The sequence below is a fragment of the Cyanobacteria bacterium GSL.Bin1 genome (genome assembly GCA_009909085.1).
Classification (GTDB): Bacteria; Cyanobacteriota; Cyanobacteriia; order Cyanobacteriales; family Rubidibacteraceae; genus Halothece.
Map to the genome: position 1 here is coordinate 1 of JAAANX010000194.1, position 22,229 is coordinate 22,229.

Below are 22,229 nucleotides of genomic sequence, written 5' to 3' on the forward strand. Positions count from 1 at the left end.
ATAATTACATTATAGACAATATTATAAAAGTGTCAACGTGATTTCTATAACGTGGCTGAATCAGTGAGAATTGGCTACGCTGTTGTTGTTGTTGTTATTTATAATTTAATAAGATATAAAATGCTGCTCAAGTGATGCTTGAGTGGGCGCGGGGTGCGGAACGTGCCTCTTTAGACGCAGAGTTGCCAACCTCTGTCGATTGCGGAAGCATGAGAAAAGTTGGAGCGAAGAAGCGTCAGAAACCGCAAGCTCAGACGTAAGTCGGCTTGCGAGTAGTTCATGATTCACCGAATAAACCAACCTACGCTTCACAACGCAGATGAAAGATAGAAACACTCATTAGTCGTAAAGTCTAGCCAATCCATACATAAAGATTACTTCGGTAAAAATTCTGGGTCTAGGATATCTTGAATGGCTAAAGGGCAATCTTCAGGAAAGGTCTCAATGGGAAGTTGAGTTTCTGTGGCTGCATCAACTCGGGCTTCTGCATAACACTCAGCAAATATACGTTCAAAATAGGGCTTTAAGCTGGGACTAGTTTTGAAGGCACGAAGGATGCGTCGTCGATGTTCCACAATGGTTCTGCGCCAAGATGCCGTGCGTTTACTGGGTTGATAGATATATTTCAGCAAGTGCATCAATAGAATGGTTGTGTTACTGGCAAGAGCATTTTTTTCTGCCTTTCCCATGTCTTCGAGTTCTTCAATTAAGTGCGTTAAGTCAATTTGATGAAAAGCACGGTTTTCTAACTGACTAATAATTTGCTCTAGCCATTGCTGATAATCGTGTTCGTAGAGATTAGAATTAGCGGAAGTAAATTGAGACGTCATAACTTTGATGTTGACTAACGTTTGCCAGAAAAGAAACGACGGACTGGCGCGAGCAGCACTCTGTGTCTAGGAAGCATCGCGTAATCAGTTAACCCTTAAGATCTTAACGAAGTATCCGCTTTTTCTGTTTTTGGACTAAACTTAGTAAACTGAGGTAAGAGATCATCCTGAGAGCTTTGACTCTCTAACCGCTGCTGTGCAGAAAATCGGTTTTTCAGGAAGTTTATGCTTCATTTGACTGTCGCGTTGGGTTTCTTTTTGAAGGAACTGACTTCCGTGACTCCAGGCTAGCCGGCTCTTCAACACGGACAGCCCTTTGAACAAGAATTTATTTAGATCGCCTTAAAAGTTAAATTTAAATTTGCTAATTATTGTGATTCAAATTTACAATCCGGTTAGAATGCCCACCAGCTTACTGTGGTTAATACGGAATCACCATTAGTTGAATCGTTTTTGTAAATTTAGTTTTTTGATTGAAATCAACGATAAAAATGATATGATAACAGAAGTTATGTAATTTTACTGAGGGTGAATCTATGGAGATCAATCCAAAAATCTATCCTTTGGTGGAAATAGCCGCGGCTGAGCGGTCAGCGTAGGCAAGGGGTCGTCGCCGGAACTTGGTTCCGGAGTTTAAGTCCGGTGTACCGCTGACCTCAGCTTGGAAAAGTAGAACGCCTCTGGCAGGAGTTGAAGTATGAACGAGGAAATGTCGCCTCAAGAGTTACAAAGTGTAATCCGAAAAGTGGCAGAGGCAAAAACAAAGAACTTTGCTGAGTTAGTACAACTAGCAGGATTGGATCGCAAACAAGATTTTGCGCGATCAGATCTCAGTAGAGTCAATTTAAAAGGGATTGAACTTAGCGATGCTGATCTTAGAGATGCTTTCCTCAGTGGAGCCAACCTGAAAGATGCTTTTCTCAGGGGGGCCTTCCTAAATGGGGCTGACCTGAGCGATGCTAATCTCAGCGGTGCTTTCCTCAGAAGCGCTGATCTCAGTAGTGCTTTCCTCAGAGGGGCTGACTTGAGCCGTAGTATTCTTAGTGGTGCTGACCTCAGCGGTGCCAACCTCAGCCGTAGTATTCTCAGTGGTGCTTTTCTCAGCGGTGCCAATCTCAGTCGTAGCATCCTCAGCAATGCTAATCTCAGTCGTGCCGACCTCAACGGCTCCAACCTCAGGGATGCTAATCTCAGCCATGCCGACCTCAATTGTGTTGATCTTAGCCGTGCGTTCTTGAATCGTGCTTTTTTGAGTGGGGTTGATTTGAGCCGTGCTGACCTCAGTGGTAGCGACCTCAGCGGTACTATCCTGAGTGGAGCCAACCTCAGCGGTGCGTTTCTAAGCCGTGCTATCCTCCGGGGGGCCTTCTTAAGTAATACGAACTTCAGGGGGGCTTTCTTCACTTGTGCCGACCTCAGCCATGCCAATGCCAGTGACGCTGACCTCAGTGGCGCCTTCCTGAGGGATGCTAATCTCAAGTATACCAACCTAAGGAGTGCTGATCTCAGCCATGCCAACCTCGATGGTGCTGATCTCAGCCGTGCTAACCTGAGTAAGATTTTTCTAAGCGGTGCTAGTCTGAGGCGTGCAAATCTAGAGGGTGTTAACCTAAGGGAGGCGAATTTAGAGGGTGCTAATCTGAGGAAGGCTCATCTAGACCGTGCTAACCTCAGAGATGTCAACTTGAGGGAAGCGAACTTCAGCGGTGCGACTCTAAGCCGAATTAACCTGAGGGGCGCTGATTTAAGCGGTGCGATCCTCAGCCGTACCAACTTGAAGGGCGCTGACTTGAGCGGTGCGATCCTCAAAGGTGCTAATGTAAAAAATACTTACTTTGCAGATAATTGCGGGATATCTCAACCCATGAGAAGAGATCTCGAATTGCGCGGTGCAATTTTTGAAGACGCTCTCAATCAACCAATATCCCTGATAAAAGGTAGTTGACACTCCAACACCTGAAGGAGTTAGATGCTTGGGCTGAGTCTAGCCTCCACCGATGAATCGATATTGGTCTTACAGTCTCATGTCCTACCTGACTACACCTTTTACTTTGGTCAAAGCAGGTGCTTCCGTGCTGCTTTCCTCTCGGGTTGCACCTCATTCCGTAGTTGAGGAAGGCGTAATCTTTAACTAACTTTTGCCCGAAAAGAAGCGATGGACTTGCGCGATCGCGTAATCTCGATTTAACTTAGAAATCACATCCAGCGTAATTCCTTTTGGACAAACAGCTTGGCATTCTCCAAAGTTGCTACAGTTGCCAAAGCCTAACCGATCCATGGTTTCTATCATATTCAGCACCCGCTGATCTTTCTCCGGTTCTCCTTGGGGAAGGCGATTCAGGTGAGCGTTTTTCGCCCCCACAAACAGCATTGCTGAGGCATTTTTACAAGTTGCTACACACGCTCCACAGGCAATACAAGCTGCTGCATCCATGGCTTCATCTGCCACTACTTTTGGAATTGGTGTTTCGTTGGCTTCGGGGGCACTTCCGGTACGGGCGGTAATAAAGCCACCGGCTTGAATCAACTCATCAAAGGCAGAGCGATCAACAACAAGGTCTTTAATGACAGGGAATGGTTTAGCTCGCCAAGGTTCAATGGTAATCGTATCACCATCATTAAAGTGGCGCATATAGAGTTGACAAGCTGTCGTTTCTTTCTCAGCACCTTGTGGAATCCCATTAATTGTCATTGCGCAACTGCCACAGATCCCTTCTCGACAGTCATGATCAAACGCTACCGGATCTTCTCCTTGCTCGAGAAGTTTCTCATTGAGGATGTCCAGCATCTCTAAAAAGGAGCTATCTGGAGACACATTATCAAGTTCATAGGTAAGTATTTTTCCATCAACATTAGGATTGGGTTGTCGCCAAATTTTTAATTTTAGGTGCATCGTTCCATAATTCCAGTAAGTATCACCCATAAGACACAAAACACTAATTACTTAAGATTAGTTTGTTCATTAACCAATTTCATCAAATCTAACACTTGAGAGTGATGATTAATCTAGGGTGGCTTGTAGATCATAGGTCGTAGGTCGTAGACCGCGCCGCTAGGCAGGCATCGCGTTAGACAGGATTGCTCCTTCTAATGCAAGACAATAACTTGATCAATCAAGAGTCAGGCATCATGCTACTAAGTTAAAATGAGATTAATATCATACACGTAGTCAATTCAATTTGGTATCATTTTGCTATTACTTATAAAATAAGGTAAAACATTTCTCAACTCGAAAATTAAGGAGAAACTTATGAAATCTCAACTCATTACTTTACTACTAATTGGATCACTGTTTTCTTTGACAGCTTGTCAGACTCCAACGACAGATACAGAAGAATCACCGACAACCGAACAAGAAGAAACGACCATAGAAGAGCCTGAAGAACCTGGTATGTCTGAGGAAGAATCCACGGAAGATTCCGCTGATGAATAAGTAGTTTTGAATCGAAATAAAACCATCAGTTAGAACTGATTTACAGTCTTTCTAGTGCTTCAATACCACGAAGATTTTAATAATTTAAGGTACTTCCGAAAGTTCTGATATAGTCTAAGCTGATGTTAATTTAATTACTACCTTCTTTACTGAGTAACTAATCCCCTATTTGGTTAATCTTTTTATCAATTTTAAGATTGAGACATTAAGTGATATTCTGCCAACTTGATTAATAAGCGAGCAGCGCTTTGTGCCTGCTCGCCAGACCACAGTAAGCGTTATGTTGCTCTTTACCTAAATTTTAATCGATATTGACTACAGACCTGTTTTTGTTGTGGAGTCATGTCTTCATAGCGATGAATAAAGTCAGCTTCAGCACGTTCGATCATTTCTCCCACGGTATTAGAAGAAGTATAAATCATCGCTTCTAAAACACTTTTCGTTAAGACATTAATATCATCTGTTGGTTTGGCATTTTCAGTAACATTAGCCATAATTTCTTCCAGCGAGAAAAGATAAGCATGAGGATAATTCTTTCGCGTTGCCTCTACATATTGAGTATGTAAGGCTTGAAGTGTTGTTGTTCTTTCTGTAGTTAATACCATATACTCTTTACCTTAGTTACTAGCATCTTTAGGTTACTGATTGTTAAGTTAAGTTACTGTTTACTGTGAACTTTGTATTTTAACTAGATTTAAATTTCGTTATGTGATATATGAAAGTTTCTCTCGATTCATGGCTTGGGAAAACCTTAGTCCTTTTCCCATTCTCGATGCGGGAGCGTTATGTCAGTGCTGTTATGAGAAGAAACTCCAAATCTAAACTAGTTACATGGTGAGCTTTAACTGTAAGGCAGGGAGTGAGTTCCCTGGCTCTTACAAGTGACTAGCATCGTTGCAATATGCTCAAACCATGGCTGTCTGTACCACAAGTATTGAAGAGATTATATTGTTGAGTGAGTGCTTTGACCTCTACTGTTTGGTCAGGGGTAGGTCGCCAAGGAATCGCATTTTTATATGAGTAGTAAGTTTCTACCCCATCAATCCCCAGGTCAACCCCTGCCAGAATTAATTCTTTTGCAGAACGACGATAGCGTTTCGGGTGGGCTAAAACAACTAATCCTTCGGCATTATGAATTGCCTTGATGACATTTTCAGCCCTAGCTGCGTTCCCCCTCGGGCTATTTCCTTGTAAATAAGGTACGATTGCCGGATGTTCGGGATTAAAAGCGTATCCCAAGATATGCACTTCGGTATCTATCAATATTGAAGTAATTTCTACGCCTGTCCAAAGTTGAGGAATAAATGTGCCACCACGATAGCTTTGTAGATAGTGACGAGCGATTTGATAGCCTCTAACGGTGTGATGATCGGTAATGGCAAACCCTTGCACCTTTAAGGCTAAAGCCTGGTCAATTAAAGCGTGGGGTTGGAGCTGTCCATCAGAGTAAATGGTGTGCAGATGGAAGTTATAGTAATGGGGACAACTATCTGCGTTAATCGTTTGCCAAATTGCTTGGAGAGTTTGCGTATCTTGCCCTTGTAAGGATGAGTGTGATTGACGAGGGAAATAAGTAGTCGGCATGATAACCTCAGTAGTTGGTACGTTCAATCCAGATGTTGCTTTGATTCAGTGGGAAAGTAAACCGATAATTGTTGAGTAATATTACAAATTTCTTCCTTTTAACCTTAGCAAATCTTTTTCTAGTTGTTTTTACGAGGGGAAGCTGTGACAAAACAGGTGTTGATTATTGGTGGGACGGGACATATTGGTCGTTGTGTTGCACAGGACATTCAGAAGCACAGCCAAGCTAATGTAACGGTAACCGGACGTAAATCTTCTTATAACCAAGATTTTCCTTTTTTACCGTTCGATTTGAACAATCAAGATCAAATTAAAAACCTGATTTCTAATTTTGATTTAGTGGTTCATTGCGCCGGACCGTTTCACCATCGGGATGGTCGGGTTTTAAAGCATTGTATTGAGGAAAGCATCAACTATATTGATGTTAGTGATCACCGCTCGTTTCATTTGCAGGTTGCCAATTACCATCAAGCTGCACTCCAAGCGGGAGTCACGGCGATTTTACATACCGGCGTCTTTCCCGGAATTTCTAACTTAATGGCGCGAAAAGGGGTAGAAGCCCTCGATCAAGTCGAGTCGATTCGTTTAAATTACTTGGTTGCCGGATCAGGTGGCGCCGGTTTGACAGTAATGCGAACGACCTTTTTAGGCATTCAATCTCCTTTTTTTGCTTGGATCAAGGGGCAATGGCAAAAGGTTATCCCCTACAGTGAACCGGAAACCGTGACATTTCCCCAATATGGCGAAGCGGATGTGTATTGGTTTGATGTTGCTGAAACCTATACTCTCACTCAGTCTTTTGCTGTGGATACCGTTGTTACTAAGTTTGCCTCTATTCCTAATTTTTACAATGATTTAACGGCGCTGGTTGCCCATCGTGTCCCCCATTCCGTATTAAAGAATCCATTGGTTATGGAAGGGTTATCTCGGATGAGTTTAGGGATGGCAAGAGTGACGGATTTAGCAAGTGGTGTCGGAATTGCCGTTGTTGTTGATGTAACCGGTTGGCAAGGTAACGAGAAAAAACACTATAAGCTTAAATTTTATCATAATCATACCGCGATCGCGGCTGGGATGGGTGCCGGCAGTGTTGCCCAATTATTACTCAATCAAGATGTTATTCAGCCGGGAGTGTGGTCAGTAGAACAAGCGGTGACAACTCCCCTGTTTGAGGGGATGATGCAGCAACGGGGTCTTAAGATTGATACGACTGTTACTGGAAATTAAACCACTTTAAAAACCATGCTCGAAGCAATTATTTTTGATATGGATGGGTTATTGATTGATTCAGAACCCTTTTGGCAACAAGCAGAAATTGAAATGTTTGCGGATGTTGGATTAAAGTTAACCCCGCAACTGTGTCTGCAAACAATGGGATTAAGAATTGATGAAGTGGTGAATTATTGGTATCGGCAATTTCCTTGGGATCATCCATCTCAGGAAAAAATTGCCCAACGAATTGTCCAACGGGTGATTGAACTCATTGAAACCCAAGGGGCGGCGAGAAAAGGGGTTGATCCTTTATTTGATTTTTTAGAGAGCATTCCCTTGCCTTTAGCATTAGCCTCCTCTTCTGATTACGCTCTCATTGAAGCTGTCATCAAGCGTTTGCATTTAAGTGATAAGTTCCAAATTATTCACTCTGCAACTGAGGAATGCTATGGAAAACCTCACCCAGCCGTTTATTTAACCACTGCTGAAGAATTGGGAGTAACCCCAACTCACTGCTTAGCCCTAGAAGATTCCTTCAATGGGGTTCTATCTGCCAAAGCAGCGAGAATGATGTGTTACGCCATTCCCGAAGGATACCCCGACCCAGATCCAAGATTGATCATTGCTGACGAGATCTTTCCTTCGCTTCTCCAAGCAAAAACGGCGCTTGCTTCTCTCCTCAGCAAAGAGTAATCTCCTTAAGCAAGGGGTCAGTCCTAGGTCCTCTAAAGCAGTCCGACAAAGTGTAAGGGACCCGCACCACTGATTAATTCAATCATGAGAGCGAGAAAGCCTAACATCGCTAAACGACCATTCCACACTTCTGCAGTTGTTGTCATTCCCCACTCCCACCGTTCCTGTGGATACATTTTGAGGTTTTTCTTTAAGGGAGTCACTTCTGCAAAGCCCCGATCTGGGGAATTTAGGGCATGATCGACACAGTTAGTCAGGGCTTGGATAAAGGTGGAATCAGTATTTAAGGCAGGAACTCGTTGGAAGTTTTCTACTCCCGCTTCTTCAGCGAGTTCGCGATACTCAATATCAATTTCTTGTAGGGTTTCAATGTGTTCGGAGACAAAACTAATGGGAACCACCAGTAAATCTTTAACCCCTTTTTTTCCTAGTTCTACAATCGCTTCTTCCGTGTAGGGCTTCAGCCATTCCACCGGACCGACCCGACTTTGATAAGCTAAGGTGTGCTCATTGGGACGGTTTAAGGTTTTCATGATTAAACGGGTACATTCTTCGATCTCATACTGATAGGGATCGCCCGCTTCTTCTACATAACTGAGGGGAACACCGTGAGCGCTGAAGAAAATATGGACTTGGTCTGGGTTAGAAAATTTATCCAGTTCTTGACCAATCAAGTTTGCCATGGCTTGTAAATAGGCCGGTTCATCGTACCAAGAGGGAATGACGGTATAGGGAACTTTTTGGAGAGCGGGGTCTTCTTGCCAAATGCGTTCTAAAATCCGGAAACTTGACCCACTGGTACTGATAGAAAATTGGGGATAGAGGGGAAGAATCACCAGTTGATCGATTTGATCGCGTTTAATCCGAACTACTGCTTCTTCCGTAAAGGGATGCCAATACCGCATTCCCACATAGACGCGGGCATCTTTCCCTTCTGCTTGCAGTTGCTGTTGGAGGGCTTGTGCTTGTTCTTCTGTAATCCGACGCAGCGGCGATCCGCCCCCGATTTCTTTGTAGTTTTCTTGGGATTTGCGCGATCGCGCTGTAGAAATAAACCAAGCCAATGGTTTTTGCAACCAAGATACGGGTAAACGGATAATTTCTGGGTCAGAAAATAGATTGTATAAAAAGGGACGAACATCTTCTAATTCGTCCGGTCCACCTAAGTTTAGAAGTAAAACCCCGACTCGACCCATAATAAGTATTGTTTATTAAATTTAAGTTTTCAGTTTCTTTATTAAGTTTAACAATTTCTTCTTAATTGAGTTAAGCTCGCAAGAATTCTTAGAATTTCCCCAGACTGCCTTGATAGGATGGAAAGGTATCTGGTATTACTTTAGCCACAGGAGGTTTTCAGTTATGATTGAGCTTAACGTTCCCAGCATTAAATGCGAAGGCTGTGCTGAAGCCATTACCAATGAAATTAAAACCCAAGACCCCAACGCCAAGGTTGAAGTGGATGTCGAGCAGAAAATTGTTAAGGTGGAAACCACCGCTCAAGCAAGTGCAGTGAAAGAAATGATTAACACGGCAGGACATACCGTTAACTAAAGCAAAGAAATATTAAACTCATTTTGACAAAGTTCAACTCGGGAAACAAGTGATTTATGGAGCAGTTGTCATCTCAGCCAGAATCCTTCTACTATTTCGCCTATGGGTCTTGTATGTGTCCGGTTGATCTCAAACGGACGCTGCAAGAAAATACCTATCCTTATGTGGTTGGTCCCGCTACTCTCCCTCATTATCGTCTTGGCTTCTATCATCGCTCTCCCCGTCGTCAATGTGGGGTCCTCGATGTCGTTCGTGATACCAGCGCGTCAGTGATGGGAGTTCTCTACCAACTGCCGTGGCGCTTTAGTGAAGCCCTCGATATTCGCGAAGAAGTGCCAACCCAAGGCTATCGGCGAGAAGAAGTCAGTGTTCAGGCGCACGGAAAATGGTATCACCGAGTTCGGACGTATACAGTTGTTAATAAATTACCGCGAGAAATTCCACCAAACGAGTGGTATTTTCATGTGGTTTTGCGTGGGGCAACCACGTGTGGACTCCCGGAAGACTATCGTTGGCAACTCTTTCACCAAATGCACAATCTCCAGCAAGCTTACCGCTCACTCGATAAAATAAGCTAGAAGCAACCGTCGATTAGGAGCATCGTCGTGTCAGCAACGAATAATCCTTCTCAAATTCCACCCTCTGATGCCATTGAACCCGATCAATCGCTTCATGCTGACTCAGAGCATTGGTTTGAGTATCCGATCCGAGTTTATCCCCACCACACCGATTACGCGGGAGTGGTTTGGCATGGAACTTATATTCAATGGCTCGAAGAAGCCAGAATTGAATATTTGCGATCACTGGGCTTAGACTACAGCGAACTGGTCGCTCTGGGTTGTGAATTGCCAGTGGTTGATTTATCCCTGCGCTATCATTATTTCCTCCGACTTGGGGATGAAGCAGTACTCCGCACCCGTATGAATGAAATGTCAGGGGTCCGGATGCACTGGGATTACCAAATTCAATCCCTTGATCGAGAAACGAAGTATCTTACCGCAACAGTGACACTGGTTGCCGTTGATCGAGAAAAAGGAAAAGTGATGCGGAGTTTACCCTCAACTGTGAAAGATATCTTAGTAAAACGACATACTTAGCCAAAACTGCACTGAAGATAGACCAATCTTTGCCAAGGATTTGGTAAGATTTTCCCTATAGAATTTGGAGATAATTAAAATTATGAATATTTTAATGCAAGCAGAGGCAGCTGCAGAAGCAGGTAATAGCTTTCCGATTTCCTTTACTGCCGTTTATATCATCGGTTTTATTGCTGCTGTCACCATTGGTTCCATTGCTTGGTATAACTCAAAACGCCCAGCTGGTTGGGAAGGACAAGAGCGCCCGGACTGGGTTCCTGAAGTTGATACCAAAAAAGAAGAGGAATCGGAAAACAAGCAGTAAATTCAACCCTTAAGTTGAGTTGATTTCTAACCTGGGCTAGATATCGCATTATAGAAGTCGCCGTAAAACCAAGCGTCTTTAGACCTTGGATATAAGGCGAGTTAGGCGAAAAGTTCAATGCTTTGAGCTTAACAAACTCAACTCATTTGTGCTAAATTAATTTAAGCTATTTTAGACAGCTTAAATTATGATTGTCATTGAGTACAAAGTCAAAGCCAAGACAACTCAATATACTGCCATTGATGAAGCAATTCGGACAACTCAGTTCATCCGAAACAAAGCGCTTCGTTACTGGGAAGACAATCATGGTGCGACCAAGTATGACCTGAATAAGCAGTGCAAACTTCTTGCTCAAGAGTTTGAATGGGCAAAAAAGCTCAACTCTCAAGCCAGACAGTCTGCTGCGGAGAGGGCTTGGTCAGCAATTAGTCGATTTTTTGACAATTGCAAAAAGAAAGTAGCTGGTAAAAAGGGATATCCTAAATACCAAAAAAACAACCGTTCAGTTGAATATAAACTGACCGGTTGGAAACTTGACCCCAACACGAAAAAGCACATCACGTTTACTGATGGAAACGGTATTGGTCGAGTGAAACTGATTGGGAGTCGGGATATCTATTTCTATTCCAAAGAACAGATTAGACGAGTGCGGTTAGTTAGACGAGCAGATGGGTATTACTGCCAGTTTTGCCTCAACGTCGATATTAAAGAGGAGGTTGAACCGACTCAACAAGCCATTGGCTTAGATGTTGGCTTAACCGATTTCTATACAGACAGTAAAGGACACAAGCAGCCAAATCCTCGTTTCTTCCGCAAAGGAGAAGAGGAGTTAAAACGCTCCCAACGTCGTCTATCACGCAAACACAAAGGTTCATCTAACCGTAGAAAGGCAAGGCAAAGATTAGCCAAGAAACACCTGAGAATAAGTAGGCAGCGTCAAGAACACGCTCGGAGAGTAGCGCGTTGCGTAATCCTATCTAGCGATGTGGTCGCCTATGAAGAGTTGCAAGTTAAAAACTTGGTCAAGAATCATAACCTTGCTCAATCTATTTCAGATGTTGGTTGGTATCAGTTCCGTGTCTGGTTGGAGTATTTTGCTCAGAAGTTTGGGAAGGTGACGGTGGCTGTTCCACCTCACTACACAAGCCAAGAATGTTCTAATTGTGGACGGATTGTCACGAAATCTCTATCTACACGCACTCATACCTGTAAGTGTGGTTGCCAACTAGATAGAGACGAAAACGCTGCCATCAACATCTTAAGAAAAGGACTCCGTACTGTAGGGCATACAGGAACGGTGGGGCTCGACTCCAAAAACGCTTGGGAAGATGACGCCTCTACTTTGGTAGGACACGTCCTGTCGAAGCAAGCATCGTCGCAGAACCAAGAATCCCACGGCAAAGCGCGTAGCCTAGCCGTGGGAGTGTCAATTAGCCCAATCGCAGCAGCTGGCTAAGGCAAACTGGCACAATAGAAAAAAGACACAGTGCTCAAAGTCAATTCTAGTCAGTAATGGATCAAAACATCAGCCAGTTATTAGAAAAACTACGAGACGAAGATGAAACGGTACGCCAATCTGCCACGGCTCAACTCTGGCAAATTTGGTTTCAGCAAAAAGGGATTTGGGGATTAGAACAGTTACGACGCGCCCAAAAGCTGATTGATCAAGGGAATTTACAACAAGCGGAAGCACTCCTCACTGAGGTCATTGCAGATAATCCTACCTTTGCCGAAGCTCGGAATCGGCGAGCGGTCTTATATTACCTACGGGGAGAGTATGAAAAATCACGAGCTGACTGTTTGCAAGTGGTGCAGTTGAATCAGTTTCATTTCGGGGCTTGGCATGGTCTCGGGTTGTGTCACGCGGCGTTAGGAGACTACCGTGACGCGATCGCTGCTTTTCGTAAAGCATTGAAAATTCAACCTTATGCCCTCATTAATCAGAAACTCATTTTAGAATGTACAGCAAAACTGAGTGACTAACGAGGCAATCTAACTAGGCAGGCACTGAAGTTTGCGGTTTAGCAAAAATCATCCGCCCCGCAGACGTTTGCAAAGCAGAAGTGACCACGACGGGTAGTTCTCCCCCGACATACTCTTGTCCCTCTTCTACAACGACCATTGTGCCATCTTCTAGATAGCCGACACCCTGTTCGGGTTCTTTGCCCTGTTTGAGAATTTTTAACTCCAGTGTATCCCCGGGAAGATAGATGGGACGAACCGCTTGGGCTAAATCATTAACATTGAGCACCGATACTTTCTGTAAGTCAGCGACTTTATTCAAGTTGTAATCATTGGTGAGTAAAACCCCATTAATTTCTTGAGTAAAGCGCACCAATTTAGCATCAACGGTATAAACATCGTCATAATCCGAACTGTTAATCACAATTCGTTCGGGATACTCTTGTTGCATCCGTTTGAGGATATCTAAGCCGCGACGACCCCGCACTCGTTTTTGGTCATTGGCTGTATCGGCAAGATACTGCAACTCTTGTAAAACAAATTGCGGAATAATCAATTGCCCCTCAATGAAGCCTGTATTAAGGAGTTCTTCAATACGTCCATCAATAATACAACTGGTATCGAGGACCTTTGTGGTTGCCGATTTGAGGGTACCTTCCGCCACTAAAAGATATTCCATACTATTGGGATTAATCAGTCGTAAAAAGGTTCGCCCGTGCGTGTCAGCGAGGGTGACCCCAAGGAAGCCAAAAATGACACTCCCTAAAATGGCAATTAAAGGTTTAACAAAGTTCAATTGTTCGGGAATGGGAAATAGAAAAATGGGGGCTAACATTAAATTAGCAATCAACAACCCAATAGCAAGTCCGACCGAGCGAGTCAGGATCACTTCAATGGGCGTTTGGCGAATTTGCTTTTCTAAACGACGATAGAACGTTTGCGCGGTTAGTCCGACGGCTAAACCAATAATGGCGGTAAAACTGCCAATAATCCAACGCAGGGCTTCAATGTTGGTGACAGACTCTAAAGCCGCGTCCGGCAGTAAGTCGATACTACCAAACCCTAAACTGGCAGCAGTAAGAACGAATAAGATAACGATGATGACATCAATCATGAGTATTGTCCAATGGAAAAATTATGATCACGATTAGGATCGGAATTAAACTCCTATTATATCTTTGCTTGACCAAGGCTTAGACTCAGTCTTTCCGGTTTGAGACAGCATAATATTTAACGTTTGCTTTGTCCTTTTTCCTATCTCCTATTGTGAACGCTTCTGTAATAATCATGTCTTCCTTAAGATGGGAATCGTCAATCCAGGTTAATTCGTTAATAATTGATTAATGATTTTGCCAACAAGTTCCGCTTATATTCACATTCCGTTTTGCCGTCGTCGCTGCTATTACTGCGATTTCCCAATTAGTGTGATTGGGGATGGCGGAGGAACGCTGAACCGGGCTCAGGCAATGGCACGATATGTCACCCGATTATGTCAAGAAATTCGTTTGACGGCTCATTGGTTTCCGACTGCAAGTTTGAACACGGTTTTTTTTGGTGGGGGAACCCCTTCTTTGTTACCCGTATCGGAACTGGAGAAAATTTTGGCGACTTTAGATCACTCTTTTTCCATCGCTAAAGATGCAGAAATTTCCATCGAAATTGATCCGCAAACCTTTGATCTTGAGCAACTAAAGGCTTATCAGCAGCTGGGGATTAACCGCTACAGTTTAGGCGTACAAGCGTTTCAAGATGAATTATTAGCCCAAATGGGACGAACGCATCGGGTTGATGATATTCATCGCGCGATCGCGCAATTTGAACAATTAGGGATTGCGAACTTTAGCCTCGATTTAATCTCCGGTTTACCCCAACAAACCCTTGAGCAATGGGACGCTACCCTTGACCAAGCCATTACGTTATCTCCCCCTCATCTTTCTTGTTATGACTTGATTATTGAACCGGGAACTGCCTTTGAACGGCAAGCGGAAGCCGGGAAATTACCTTTACCCCCCGATGAAACCGCTGCCGAAATGTATCGTCTAACTCAGCAAAAATTAACCACTGCTGGCTACACCCACTACGAAATTAGTAATTATGCTTACCCAGACTCCCAATGTCGCCATAATCGAGTGTACTGGGAGAATCAGGCTTATTATGGGTTCGGTATGGGGGCAGCCAGTTTTTTAGGCGGACAACGTTTGACTCGACCGCGCACGCGCCGTGAGTATGCGAGTTGGGTTGAAACCTTGAGCGATCCTAATCATGAGTTGCATCAAACGACCCATCTTGATCCTGATGATCAACTATTGGAAATTTTGATGCTGGGTTTAAGATTAACTGAAGGGATTGACTTAAGCGCGATCGCGCACCAGTTTGGTTCAGAAAAAGTCCAATATCTGATTCAGATTTTGGAACCTTACATAGAGCGCAACTGGGTAATTTTAGGTCACGCCAATCATCATCATTGGGGACACTTACAACTGGCTGATCCCGAAGGGCTCTTATTTTCAAATACCATTTTGGCGCACTTATTTAGCGCGTTTTCTGATGAAACGGCTTAAACAATTACTCTTCTTTGTCGGACTCTTCTAAGCCCACATTGATATTATTCAATGAGCGACGCTTTAATTCTTTTGATTTAGAACGAGGCAATAAGTCAAACACCTCACGAAAAGCATCATCAATCCGCTCAAAACTGACTTGTCCCACTTCATTAAAAGCAACCTCTCCTTGTTGGTCAATAATCACTGTTTGCGGAACCAGTCCACGATAATAGTAACCCGCTTCTGTGGGCTGGAATTCGTCTTGATCCCTTAACATATCGACATTAATCGGAATAAAACTGGCGGCTCGCCCATAATAGCGTTGTAACTCAGAAACCGTTACGGAAAAGGCTTTGCAGTCTTTGCTATCTTCCAAATAAAACACCAGCAAACTCGGTTTTCCCCCTTTCATCGACTCAGCCAGAGAAACGCGGGGGGGAACTAACGAACCATTACCAGCATACAACGCAAAGATATTGCCATCATAACGATCATCATCTAATCCCGCGATCGCGCTCGGCATTAACCAAAGCCAGCAAGCAAGAGCGACCATACAAACTAGCGCAAATGCAGAAAAGCGTTGACGAGGAACAATTGTTTTAAACATAAATGAACTCAAATTAAACTGAATAATAATTATCTTGGCAATAAAGAAAAACAATCAATTGTTTATTATCAATGATTGATGGCGTCTCAGCAAGCTTTAGCCAGAGGTAATTAACTTTTATGACGCTTGTGCCGGAAGGTTGCGCATTCACCTAGGTATGGATATAATATTGGTTTACTATAGTAATCTTTTTTTAAGGCAACCTCTCCTGAGGCATTTAACCTTCTTGATGTCCTCCTTGGTGCTGATCCCAAGCGCTATCCAGGATCAATCAAGAGATAGAGTCGGTCAAACCTTGATTTAATCTAAACTCTGTAATTAGCCTTTGCAACCCATAAAAAATTCGTAAAGCACTTTTTACGTTTTATCCGTTTTGCAGCTTGTAATGACGGTTTCACGGGTTATTACAACTCTCAAATCAGTGATTACAAAGTTAAGAAAAGATTAAGTTATAACCAAGACACAATTCCTGAAGAGCTACTCTAGTTAGCTCTTCGATTCAGAAAAAATAACCTTCTGTAAAAGAGAGGGAAATTTATCTTCTCCTCTAGCTTAACTCAGGGTTCACTCAGTTTTCATATTTAATGTTTAACTTACTCCTAAGATTATCAATGAGGTCAAACCCATGATGCCAACAACCTACGCTAAATTCTTGCGCTTTTTGCAAGAAGAATTAGCGATTTCCAATGACTCAATCGCGATCGCGCAACGCCATTGCCAAAGCAATACGGATCCATTACCAATGCTGCTCTGGCAATATGGTTTAATTACCTTAGAGCAGCTAGAACGCATTTATGATTGGCTCGAAACCGTATAAGCCGTATCAATGCTGAGTAATGGTTGACTTATGCTGACAATATTCAGAAGCTTCGGGAAAGCAACCCCCAAACTGAAAACGCGTAACGTTAATTTAGGGCGTTTGTGGAGCTTCTTGTTCTGATTGAGAGTATGACGGGTCATCAATGAATGTCATCCGACCGAGGGGCCAAAACCGGACAGCAGCGCGACCGATAATATTTTCACGAGGCAAAAATCCCCAATAATGAGAATCATAGCTATTATTCCGATTATCGCCTAAAACCAAGTAGTGACCCTCGGGAACTGTCACCGGACCAAAATCATAATCCGGTTCATCGGCAAGATAATTTTCCAGCAGAGGCTGGCCATCGACTGTTACGACGCCTCCCCTGACTTGAATCGTTTCTCCCGGTAGACCAATCACCCGCTTAATAAAAGCATCATCATAGCCTTGTTCCTTTAGCGCCTCTGTTGGCGAGAAAACAACAATATCTCCTCTTTCGGGAGAGGTAAAGCGATAGCCAATCTTTTCAATCAGGAGACGGTCATTAATTTTTAAGGTCGGTAACATGGATGTGGAAGGAATGTACCGTGCTTCGGCAACAAAGGTACGAACGCCAAAAGCTAACACCGCACTTAAAGCTAAGGTTTTCAGTCCTTCTACCCAGGGATTTTCTACATTATTTTCAGCCATTGAGTCACAAATCGGATCTAGATTATAAGCTGTTCTTGTTGAATACTTTTCTATCCTAACGTCCTGAGAGGACTCCCGTTATAGCGACGTGAAGAGCTTAACGGGCAGATGAATCAGGACATCTACAATTTGCTTTTGCATTTTGTAGGATTGATGCTATAATGATTTTAATCACATAAATTTGGTTGAATGCTGAATTTAACTTACAACTACAAAATCATTCCAACTAAAGAGCAAATAGACAAAATTGAACACAACTTAGCTGTTTGCAAATCAGTTTGGAATTATGCCTTAGCGGAAAGAAAGCTCTGGTCTAACAGCCGTAGTTGCCCAGTTAATGCGTGTTCGATCAAGTCTGAATCTATTGTTCCACCGTTTGAATATCCTACCTACCATACTCAATCAGCTAACCTAACTCAGGCTAAAAAGACCAATGATTTTCTTAAATCTGGAAATGCAATAGCGATGCAGCAGACATTAAGAAAACTTGACCGCGCTTTTAATGACATGAAAGCAAAAGGGTGTGGTTTCCCTCGCTTTAAGAAGCGAATGAAGTCTTTTAACTTGTTGGCTAAAAAATTTGAGGTTAACGGAAATAAGATTAAACTACCTTTGCTTAAAGAAGTCAGGTTTGTCAAATCACGGGAGATTCCAGAAGGATTCAAAATTAAGCAAGTTCAAATAGTCAAGAAAGCGTCTGGCTACTACGCTAACTTAGCTCTTGAACTTGAGGTTGATGTCCCAATACCTCAACCTCATGGTCATGCTATAGGTGTTGATGTTGGGATTCAAAGTATGCTAGCCACTTCTGATGGCTTAACGGTAAAGCGACCAGTGTTTCTTGATAACGTTCTGCGCAAGATTCAATTACTGCAAAGAAAATTACGTAACAAGAAACGTGGTTCTAATAAATACCTTAAGCTACAAAAAAGGATTGCTTTGCTGCATGAAAAAGTAGCTAACAAGCGTAAAGATTACCACTTCAAACTGGCTCATCAACTTTGTGTTGATGCAGGCCTGATATTTGTCGAGGACATCAACTTCACAGCTTGGAGTCGAGGAAGGTTCTGTAAGCAGTCCTTAGATATGGGTCTCGGTCAGTTCTTCACCATTCTGGAGTATGTCTGCTCTCAAAGCGATACGTACTTTGCCAAAGTGAATAAAGATTACACTTCTCAAGTGTGTCCCCACTGTGGAGTCAATACAGGGAAAAAGGATTTGAGCCAACGCCTTCATGTCTGTCCAGAGTGTGGATCTGAGCAAGATAGAGACGTAGCCGCTGCTGAAGTGGTAATGAAACGTGGATTAACTGCGGTCGGTGCGCCCGTGGTGAAACAGCCCAGTGATGACGGTCTGCCGGGGACTACGGTCTAGGTAAGAGTCTAAATGGGAATCTCCCGTCATAATCCTTGATTTGACGGGATGAGGTTCAATGTAGAACTTACGGAAAAATGTCTGAGTCAACTCATCTCATTCTGCGTGGTACTGAAATTTTATATTCTGGAAGAAAAAGCTAAGGCGATGCCAATTCTCCCTTCGGGAGACCGGGGGTGGAAACCTCTTTGGCGTTAAGGTTGACTCAAGCCAAAGCGGGACGCTGCAGTGTGGCATAGGAGAATCAATGAGTGTCAGCCGGACTCGCGAAAACCGATAAAATTCCTAATCAAGGCAGCGATCGCGCCTTGATATGATGCTGATTTAGTGTGATTGAATCTCAATACGTATCGCCCGGTTCTCCGAAAAAATCTTGTAAGTAAATGTGGTTGGAGTCCCTCAAAGTTCTGGTTTGGAGTGGAGAAACTCATTTTGATCGCAAGCAGTTTTCTATGCTTTTTGATCAGTAAAAAATAAGAGGATGCGAGTCATTACAATGCCAAAAATCAAACCAAAGAAATGACCTAAGAAACTGACATTTGCGACACTCAGATCAAAAACAACTTGTAAACCAATAATGAGCATCACTAACCGTAATCGGTCTTGAGCAATTTTTGATTTGTCTTGTTGCCATCCTCGCCATAAAATGATAAAAGTTGCCCCCATTAACCCCATAATTGCCGCAGAAGCCCCCACTAATAATTCATCGCCTTGCCCCATTTTTAATGCAACTGCTGTAAATACAGAAATGGCACTGATACCACTCATAAAATAGATGATTAAATAGCGAATCCATCCCACATAAAATTCCACATAAGGACCAAGAATCCATAATCCCAAAAGATTACTGGCTAAGTGAATCCAACCATAATGAAGAAAATTAGCGGTCAAAATTCGCCACGGTTCTCCCGAAATGATGGCGTTGGGAACTGCTGCGCCTAATTGGTAAAGGGTTTCTAAATTTTGACTCCCGCCTTGATTAATTTCCCAAATAAAGACCAGGATATTGATCAAAATTAAACTATAGGTGGTGTTGGCTTTGGTGGGAGTTAAACTAATTGCACCCCCATAATTGAGTTCGTGTTGTAGATCTTTTTTAATCGCTGCAATCATCTGCAAGGAATCAGCCCTTAAAATGGAGTTGGCTTCCGGACAAGGTTCAGTCAAACGAAATGCAATTGCTGCCTCTAAAGCCAGATCTTTTTTTTGAATATTGAATAATATCGTTTGTCCAACTTCCTGATTTCCCGCTGCCATTTCTGCGGTTGCTAGCCAAAACTCCTGTACATTTTTAGGGTAAATTTTTAAAGTTGAAGCAAAGAGTTGCCGGACTGCTTTAACCTCTCCAGCAAAAGCAAAAACATATAAACGCGCTAAATTCACAGCCATCGACCCCCCCAATTGTTGGAGTTGGTCCTGATGAAACGTAAAGGCCCAAATTAAACCATTTAAATCACCCACTTCTCCTAAGGTTCTGCAATAAATGGTGGCTAACGTTGAGTTTTGCCATAGCCGAAACTCCGAAACTTCCGTTTGCAACCACTCTAAACACTCTTGCCAACGGGCTTCAAGCCGAAACTGGATCGCTTGCGCAGTATGCTGAAAATCATGATTTGAGTTTTGCAAATATCGATCTAAAAGGGCTTGTGCTCTTTTTAATTCTCCTTTTTTCGTTAATTCTAATGCTCGTAAAAATTGCGGTTGTTGTTGCCAGCCATCTCCCGGATGTAGCAAAGATAAAAAAGACGCTAACTGTCTGGCGCTTTGAAACTTTTCTTGGTAAATCAAATAATTAACTTGTCTTAACCCCAGAATCGGCATTAAAACCAAAATTAACCAGAAAATGCCGCCGATAATACCTGATCGTTCAGGGGCAAAAAATGAAGAAGCAATAATGACAGCAAGAATACCAGTTGCGACTCCTAACCATCCCCAATTCCTACGGGAACTTATGACTCGGACAATTAAAGAACAACAGGAAATAATCACTAAGAGGCGCAAAATTGTATTTAAGTCCATCCAATATTTGATTTTTAGGCATGAAAATCAGTAACTACAATCATTATCATAACGATCAGTTTTAGAGGGTTAGATCGCTTACAAAAGAAATAAGAGCTTCTCTGGAAATTGGATCAACCCTCAATTGTCCCAATACTGATAAGAAATCGATTTATTCGAGTGACGAATTTGACTGTGATATGCAGTTACAGGAAGGACTAGCCATTGGTCACGGAATTGGAGAGACCATCAGAATTATATGACTCAAGCCTTAAATTAAATCAAATGACCTGCGGTTAAGTCTATTTTGTCCTAAGAGCAGGTCATTTTGGGGTGGTAGTTGCTTAAAACTTATTAAGGTTAATTCCCATTTCATTTGCCATTTTTTGCAAGCCCTTCTTTTGCAAGGTTTTAATGGCTTTTGTGGAAAGAGTGAGTTTGACCCAACGGTTTCCTTCTGGCCACCAAACCCGCTTGGTTTGCAAGTTAGCATTTTGTAGCTTTTTCGTTCGGCGGTGAGAGTGTGAAATCGCAAAGGCGTTGTTTGCTCTTTTTCCTGTCAATTGACATCGACGACTCATAAACAATTTCTCCAAAAAAGAATCCGTTCTCCATCATACCAAGCAAAAAGATAGAGACAGGTTAATGCAATTCAGATTATCATTGTGGACATAACGATGATCTATTTCACCAACTCTTGTCCTTTATATATGAATTTGATGCAGAATCATGTCTTTTCCTACCGCTTCTCCCGTTCTATTAGTCGATGGCTATAACATCATCGGGGCTTGGTCCGAACTCAAGTCCCTGCGCGATCGCGATTTAGAAGCAGCCCGCGATCGGCTTGTGGATACTTTAATTAACTATACTGCAAGCAAAGGCTATCACACGCAAGTCGTTTTTGATGCTCATTTCCAGAGTACCCCCAAGTTTCGTGAAACGCTGACAGCGTATCTGTCAGTTTACTATACCGCTTATAAAGAAACTGCCGATACCTATATTGAAAAATTTTGTGCCACCAATTCCCGTCAAGGCAGAGTGGCGCAGCAGCGGTTGATTGTTGCGACTTCAGATCGCGCCCAACAGCTGACGGTTTCCGGATATGGTGCAGAATGGCTCTCTGCCCAACAACTGGCGAATGATGTCACCTGGGCGAGACGTAAGACGAAAACTAAGCAGCGATCGCGCCAAAAACCGCAAGGGCGTTTTTTAGTCAATGCCCTGGATCCGAAAGCACAGAAGCAGTTGTCAAAGCTGCGTCATGGTTCCTAGCACGCCTGCTTTCCTGAGACAATTTGAAATTTTTGGCGGAGAAATGTTGACAGTCCCCAAAAGCTACGTTAGATTATTAAAGGACTGAACAACGAGCCCCCATCGTCTAGAGGCCTAGGACACCTCCCTTTCACGGAGGCGACAGGGATTCGAATTCCCTTGGGGGTACTGTAGAAAAGAGCGCTAGCATCGACTAGTGCTCTTTTTTTGTGATTGCTTAACTCATCCTACTCCTAAGTCTCACGTCGAAGCCTATAACTTGGTTCAGCAGACCCTA

At 43.1% G+C, this 22,229-nt stretch carries 24 protein-coding genes and 1 tRNA gene; 15 read left to right on the plus strand and 10 right to left on the minus strand.

Annotation, left to right across the window (positions count from 1 at the left end):
- Nucleotides 1-374 precede the first annotated feature (374 nt).
- A complete protein-coding gene (locus GVY04_22240; GenBank protein ID NBD18748.1) occupies nucleotides 375-830 on the minus strand; it encodes a DUF29 family protein in 456 nt (151 codons plus the stop codon).
- 697 nt (nucleotides 831-1,527) lie between these two features.
- Between GVY04_22240 and GVY04_22245 the strand changes: the two genes are divergently transcribed.
- Nucleotides 1,528-2,775: a hypothetical protein gene (locus GVY04_22245; protein ID NBD18749.1), complete on the plus strand. Its 1,248-nt coding sequence runs from the start codon at nucleotides 1,528-1,530 to the stop codon at nucleotides 2,773-2,775.
- Between the two features lie 186 nt (nucleotides 2,776-2,961).
- On the opposite strand, the gene GVY04_22250 is transcribed toward GVY04_22245, so the two are convergent.
- Nucleotides 2,962-3,723 (minus strand): succinate dehydrogenase/fumarate reductase iron-sulfur subunit, encoded by a 762-nt coding sequence (locus GVY04_22250; GenBank protein ID NBD18750.1) that lies wholly within the window; start codon nucleotides 3,721-3,723, stop codon nucleotides 2,962-2,964.
- A gap of 357 nt (nucleotides 3,724-4,080) precedes the next feature.
- Here GVY04_22250 and GVY04_22255 point away from each other — a divergent pair, with 357 nt between their 5' ends.
- Complete coding sequence (locus GVY04_22255) at nucleotides 4,081-4,263, plus strand: hypothetical protein (GenBank protein NBD18751.1); 183 nt, start codon at nucleotides 4,081-4,083, stop codon at nucleotides 4,261-4,263.
- 290 nt (nucleotides 4,264-4,553) lie between these two features.
- Here GVY04_22255 and GVY04_22260 read toward each other — a convergent pair whose 3' ends face one another.
- Together GVY04_22260 and GVY04_22265 are read right to left on the minus strand one after the other, a co-directional pair.
- The gene (locus GVY04_22260) at nucleotides 4,554-4,868 is read right to left on the minus strand and encodes a hypothetical protein (GenBank protein ID NBD18752.1); all 315 of its coding nucleotides are present in this window, start codon (nucleotides 4,866-4,868) and stop codon (nucleotides 4,554-4,556) included.
- 280 nt (nucleotides 4,869-5,148) lie between these two features.
- Nucleotides 5,149-5,847, minus strand: a complete 699-nt coding sequence (locus GVY04_22265; GenBank protein ID NBD18753.1) for a PHP domain-containing protein — start codon at nucleotides 5,845-5,847, stop codon at nucleotides 5,149-5,151.
- A gap of 144 nt (nucleotides 5,848-5,991) precedes the next feature.
- Between GVY04_22265 and GVY04_22270 the strand changes: the two genes are divergently transcribed.
- The gene (locus GVY04_22270; protein ID NBD18754.1) at nucleotides 5,992-7,074 is read left to right on the plus strand and encodes an NAD-dependent epimerase/dehydratase family protein; all 1,083 of its coding nucleotides are present in this window, start codon (nucleotides 5,992-5,994) and stop codon (nucleotides 7,072-7,074) included.
- A gap of 15 nt (nucleotides 7,075-7,089) precedes the next feature.
- Nucleotides 7,090-7,752 carry a hexitol phosphatase HxpB gene (hxpB, locus tag GVY04_22275; protein NBD18755.1) on the plus strand — a complete coding sequence of 221 codons (663 nt, stop codon included), beginning with the start codon at nucleotides 7,090-7,092 and terminating at the stop codon, nucleotides 7,750-7,752.
- A 32-nt stretch (nucleotides 7,753-7,784) separates the two neighbouring features.
- Here the strand turns inward: hxpB and GVY04_22280 are convergent, their stop codons facing one another.
- A complete protein-coding gene (locus tag GVY04_22280; protein NBD18756.1) occupies nucleotides 7,785-8,948 on the minus strand; it encodes a ferrochelatase in 1,164 nt (387 codons plus the stop codon).
- A gap of 163 nt (nucleotides 8,949-9,111) precedes the next feature.
- On the opposite strand from GVY04_22280, the gene GVY04_22285 reads away from it, so the two are divergent.
- The 6 genes from GVY04_22285 (at nucleotide 9,112) to GVY04_22310 (ending at nucleotide 12,687) form a co-directional block, all read left to right on the plus strand.
- On the plus strand, nucleotides 9,112-9,303 hold the full coding sequence (locus tag GVY04_22285; GenBank protein ID NBD18757.1) for a heavy metal transporter: 192 nt from the start codon (nucleotides 9,112-9,114) through the stop codon (nucleotides 9,301-9,303).
- A gap of 56 nt (nucleotides 9,304-9,359) precedes the next feature.
- Nucleotides 9,360-9,881, plus strand: a complete 522-nt coding sequence (locus GVY04_22290; GenBank protein ID NBD18758.1) for a gamma-glutamylcyclotransferase — start codon at nucleotides 9,360-9,362, stop codon at nucleotides 9,879-9,881.
- 27 nt (nucleotides 9,882-9,908) lie between these two features.
- A complete protein-coding gene (locus GVY04_22295) occupies nucleotides 9,909-10,400 on the plus strand; it encodes a YbgC/FadM family acyl-CoA thioesterase (GenBank protein ID NBD18759.1) in 492 nt (163 codons plus the stop codon).
- A gap of 82 nt (nucleotides 10,401-10,482) precedes the next feature.
- Nucleotides 10,483-10,704, plus strand: a complete 222-nt coding sequence (locus GVY04_22300; GenBank protein NBD18760.1) for a hypothetical protein — start codon at nucleotides 10,483-10,485, stop codon at nucleotides 10,702-10,704.
- Nucleotides 10,705-10,891: 187 nt separating this feature from the next.
- Complete coding sequence (locus GVY04_22305; protein ID NBD18761.1) at nucleotides 10,892-12,160, plus strand: transposase; 1,269 nt, start codon at nucleotides 10,892-10,894, stop codon at nucleotides 12,158-12,160.
- 56 nt (nucleotides 12,161-12,216) lie between these two features.
- Nucleotides 12,217-12,687 (plus strand): tetratricopeptide repeat protein, encoded by a 471-nt coding sequence (locus tag GVY04_22310; GenBank protein NBD18762.1) that lies wholly within the window; start codon nucleotides 12,217-12,219, stop codon nucleotides 12,685-12,687.
- 13 nt (nucleotides 12,688-12,700) lie between these two features.
- Here the strand turns inward: GVY04_22310 and GVY04_22315 are convergent, their stop codons facing one another.
- Nucleotides 12,701-13,780 (minus strand): PIN/TRAM domain-containing protein, encoded by a 1,080-nt coding sequence (locus GVY04_22315; protein NBD18763.1) that lies wholly within the window; start codon nucleotides 13,778-13,780, stop codon nucleotides 12,701-12,703.
- Between the two features lie 229 nt (nucleotides 13,781-14,009).
- On the opposite strand from GVY04_22315, the gene GVY04_22320 reads away from it, so the two are divergent.
- Nucleotides 14,010-15,227 (plus strand): coproporphyrinogen III oxidase, encoded by a 1,218-nt coding sequence (locus GVY04_22320; protein ID NBD18764.1) that lies wholly within the window; start codon nucleotides 14,010-14,012, stop codon nucleotides 15,225-15,227.
- A 4-nt stretch (nucleotides 15,228-15,231) separates the two neighbouring features.
- Here GVY04_22320 and GVY04_22325 read toward each other — a convergent pair whose 3' ends face one another.
- Nucleotides 15,232-15,816: a thioredoxin fold domain-containing protein gene (locus GVY04_22325; protein ID NBD18765.1), complete on the minus strand. Its 585-nt coding sequence runs from the start codon at nucleotides 15,814-15,816 to the stop codon at nucleotides 15,232-15,234.
- 625 nt (nucleotides 15,817-16,441) lie between these two features.
- Between GVY04_22325 and GVY04_22330 the strand changes: the two genes are divergently transcribed.
- Nucleotides 16,442-16,633 (plus strand): DUF2949 domain-containing protein, encoded by a 192-nt coding sequence (locus GVY04_22330; protein NBD18766.1) that lies wholly within the window; start codon nucleotides 16,442-16,444, stop codon nucleotides 16,631-16,633.
- A gap of 93 nt (nucleotides 16,634-16,726) precedes the next feature.
- Here GVY04_22330 and lepB read toward each other — a convergent pair whose 3' ends face one another.
- A complete protein-coding gene (gene lepB / locus GVY04_22335) occupies nucleotides 16,727-17,308 on the minus strand; it encodes a signal peptidase I (GenBank protein ID NBD18767.1) in 582 nt (193 codons plus the stop codon).
- 189 nt (nucleotides 17,309-17,497) lie between these two features.
- On the opposite strand from lepB, the gene GVY04_22340 reads away from it, so the two are divergent.
- On the plus strand, nucleotides 17,498-18,682 hold the full coding sequence (locus GVY04_22340; protein ID NBD18768.1) for a transposase: 1,185 nt from the start codon (nucleotides 17,498-17,500) through the stop codon (nucleotides 18,680-18,682).
- Between the two features lie 450 nt (nucleotides 18,683-19,132).
- Here the strand turns inward: GVY04_22340 and GVY04_22345 are convergent, their stop codons facing one another.
- Both GVY04_22345 and GVY04_22350 read right to left on the minus strand, forming a co-directional pair.
- Nucleotides 19,133-20,701 carry a rhomboid family intramembrane serine protease gene (locus tag GVY04_22345; GenBank protein NBD18769.1) on the minus strand — a complete coding sequence of 523 codons (1,569 nt, stop codon included), beginning with the start codon at nucleotides 20,699-20,701 and terminating at the stop codon, nucleotides 19,133-19,135.
- 323 nt (nucleotides 20,702-21,024) lie between these two features.
- Complete coding sequence (locus GVY04_22350; GenBank protein NBD18770.1) at nucleotides 21,025-21,261, minus strand: 50S ribosomal protein L28; 237 nt, start codon at nucleotides 21,259-21,261, stop codon at nucleotides 21,025-21,027.
- Nucleotides 21,262-21,409: 148 nt separating this feature from the next.
- Here GVY04_22350 and GVY04_22355 point away from each other — a divergent pair, with 148 nt between their 5' ends.
- Both GVY04_22355 and GVY04_22360 read left to right on the plus strand, forming a co-directional pair.
- Entirely contained in the window at nucleotides 21,410-21,952 is a 543-nt protein-coding gene (locus GVY04_22355) for an NYN domain-containing protein (GenBank protein ID NBD18771.1), read from the plus strand.
- Nucleotides 21,953-22,047: 95 nt separating this feature from the next.
- Nucleotides 22,048-22,120 (plus strand) — tRNA-Glu (locus tag GVY04_22360).
- The last annotated feature ends 109 nt before the right edge of the window (nucleotides 22,121-22,229 follow it).